A 2,993-nucleotide genomic window follows, 5' to 3' on the forward strand; every position below is an offset into this window, starting at 1 on the left:
CACAATTGCTGGCAGCGCAAAGCGGGCGCGATCCCGCCGGGCGCGCGCCCGGCGACGATCCGGCGGCGCTCGACGCGCTCGCCGAAAGCCTGATGGGCGACGAGACGTTGCTCGCCCATTGCCATGCCCTCGCGACCGAGAGCCTTGTCGCCGACCGCCTGCAGCAGCGCCACGCCATCGACCCGGTGCTGAGCCCGCTGCTCCAGGAACTGATCGCCGCCGAGGACCCCGCCGTTGCCGCGCTGGCGATGACCACGCTCGCGGCGCAGTCGCGCTTCGTCCAGAGCCAGCGGCGCATGGAGCTGCCCTTGGGCGAGCTGCCGGCCGAACTGTTCCACGCCCTGCTGCACCGTGCGCAAGGACGCTCCGGGGACACCGCCGGGTTTGCCCGCCTTCAGGCCGGTTATGACGAGGCGACTTCGCGGCTCGGGCTGCTGGCGCGGCTTGTGGCGGGGATGCGACGAGGGGCGCTGGCCGCACTCGCGCTCGACCATGCCGGCCTTGCGCTGTTCGCCTCTTCGCTCGCCAGCGAGACCCGTTCCCCGCGCGGCGAGGCGGTGCTTGCCTGCCAGGAAGGGCAGAGCGTGCGCCTTGCCTTGCTGCTGCGCGCTGCGGGCCTCGCCGTGCCCGCGATCGAACGCCAGCTGATGCTGGCCGAACCCGCCGCGCTGCTTGCCCCTGTGATCGGAGCGCTCACCGCTGCTCGTGCCGCCGCGCTGCTCGCTGCGGGCCGCCTCGCGTGATGAACATGGTGGACTCCGCCGAAATCCTGCTGGGCGCCTATGGCCTTACCGATGCGCAGGGCCGGCTGCTGAGCGCAGATGCGCCGCTTGCCGAATTGCAGGAGCGTTGCGGGGGCGACCTGCCCGGCATGCTGGCGATCCCCGAGCTGCTCGCGCTGGTGCGCCAGGCCCGCGCGCTCGGCCTCAGGATTGCGCGCGGCTTTTCCGCCTTTGACGGCGAGACGGAAGTTTCGGGCTTCGCGCGCATCCATCCGCTGGGGCCGGACGAGGGCGGCGGGTGCGAGGTGCTCGTCGAGAACTGGCAGCGCAGCCCGCTGACCCCGCCTTCGCCGCGCGAATTCGCCGAGCGGCTCGACGCGATCGACCGCGCCACCGCCGAGGTCAGCGCCCGGCTCGATGCGCGCCAGCGGCTCCAGGTGCTGAGCGCGCGCGCACGCGATGCCGCAGCGCTCGAGGCGGCCGCGCAGGCCGCGCCCGGCACGGTGTGGAGCGAGCTCGTCGAACTCACCGATATCACCCACCACCAGCCGCTCCACTGGCGACTGCTCGACGGCGCGGCCTGCCGGTTCGAGGGTTCGGCGAGGGCCTGGCGGGTGCGGCTTATTCCGCTTGGGGTGGATGCCCAGAACCCTGCGGGCTTTGAGTTGCTGCTGATCGCCGAGGAACCGCTCGGCGACAACACTCACGATGGCGAAGCCGAGTACCCCCTCGAGACATCGCCCGCACGGCTTGTCGGCACCGCGCTCACGCCCGTTCTGCGCCAGCCGGTGCAGCGCATCATCGCCAATGCCGAGACCATGCGCGCGCGCCTGGCGGGGCCCTTGCGCGATGAATACAGCGAATATGCCGGCACCATCGCCAGCGCCGGACAGCACCTCGCCGCGATGCTCGACGACCTGGCCGATCTCGAAGTGGTCGAGACCCCGGGCTTCACCACGGCGCGGGAACCGGTCGATCTTGCCGATGCCGCCGCGCGTGCCGCCGGCATCCTCGGCGTGCGCGCGCACAACCGCGATACGCAGCTGGTGGTCGAGGGCGAGCGCGGGGTCGCGGTCGCCAGCGCCGAGTTCCGGCGGGTGCTGCAGATCCTCATCAACCTCGTCGGCAACGCGATCGCCTATGCTCCCGCGTCGAGCACCGTGACGATCGGCGCCGCTTCTGCCGGGGAGAACCGCGTGGCGGTGACTGTCGCCGATGAAGGCTCGGGGATCTCCCCCGAGCAGGCCGCGCGGATCTTCGACAAGTTCGAGCGCCTCGGCCGCGACAGCGATGGCGGGCGCGACGGCGGCTCGGGCCTTGGCCTCTACATCTCGCGCCGGCTTGCCGAGGCGATGGAGGGCACGCTGACGGTGGGCAGCGCCCCGGGCGGGGGCGCGCTGTTCACGCTGGAACTGCCCGCCGCCTGATAGCGGATAAGCAAAGGCCGCCGGTTCCCGATAAGGAACCGGCGGCCTCCTTGTTTCAGTGGCGCAGTAACGCTCAGCGCTTGTCGAGCGGCACGTAGTCGCGCTGCGTCGGGCCCGTGTAAAGCTGGCGCGGGCGACCGATCTTCTGGCCGGGGTCGCTGATCATCTCGTTCCACTGCGCCACCCAGCCCACGGTGCGGGCGAGCGCGAAGAGCGCGGTGAACATCGTGGTCGGGAAACCGATCGCCGAGAGGATGATGCCCGAATAGAAGTCGACGTTCGGGAACAGCTTCTTCTCGATGAAATAGGGATCGTTCAGCGCGATCTCCTCGAGCCGCAGCGCGGTCTCGAACAGCGGGTCGGTGACCTTGAGGCTCTCGAACACCTCGCGCACGGTCTTCTGCATCACCGTCGCGCGCGGGTCATAGTTCTTGTAGACGCGGTGGCCGAAGCCCATCAGGCGGAACGGATCGTTCTTGTCCTTGGCGCGCTCGATATAGTGCGGGATGCGGTCGGGCGTGCCGATCTCGCGCAGCATGTTGAGCGCCGCTTCGTTGGCGCCGCCATGCGCCGGGCCCCACAGGCAGGCGATCCCGGCCGCAATGCAGGCAAACGGGTTCGCGCCCGAGGAACCGGCGAGCCGGACGGTCGAAGTCGAGGCGTTCTGCTCGTGGTCGGCGTGGAGGATGAAGATGCGGTCCAGCGCACGCTCGACCACCGGGTTCACCACATAGGGCTCGGCCGGCACGCCGAAGGTCATGCGCAGGAAGTTGCCGGTGTAGCTCAGCGAGTTGTCGGGATAGACGAAGGGCTGGCCGACCGAATACTTGTAGGCCATCGCCGC

At 70.1% G+C, this 2,993-nt stretch carries 3 protein-coding genes; 2 read left to right on the forward strand and 1 reads right to left on the reverse strand.

What is annotated here, in order from left to right; translation table 11 throughout:
• Positions 1-743: hypothetical protein (locus tag NBV68_RS18835; RefSeq protein ID WP_296312985.1), on the forward strand; the 743-nt coding region annotated here is incomplete at its 5' end.
• Complete coding sequence (locus NBV68_RS18840) at positions 743-2,149, forward strand: HAMP domain-containing sensor histidine kinase (RefSeq protein ID WP_296312987.1); 1,407 nt, start codon at positions 743-745, stop codon at positions 2,147-2,149. The genes NBV68_RS18835 and NBV68_RS18840, both read left to right, overlap by 1 nt.
• A 73-nt stretch (positions 2,150-2,222) precedes the next feature.
• Here NBV68_RS18840 and NBV68_RS18845 read toward each other — a convergent pair.
• A partial coding sequence (locus NBV68_RS18845) for a citrate/2-methylcitrate synthase (protein WP_296312990.1) occupies positions 2,223-2,993 on the reverse strand: 771 nt, incomplete at its 5' end.

The sequence above is a fragment of the Erythrobacter sp. genome, from assembly GCF_023653175.1.
In the GTDB taxonomy this organism is placed as follows: domain Bacteria; phylum Pseudomonadota; class Alphaproteobacteria; order Sphingomonadales; family Sphingomonadaceae; genus Erythrobacter.

Excerpts from the sequence above, each read along its gene's own strand:
- NBV68_RS18840 (WP_296312987.1), top strand. The coding sequence starts at position 743 with ATGAACATGGTGGACTCCGCCGAAATCCTGCTGGGCGCCTATGGCCTT.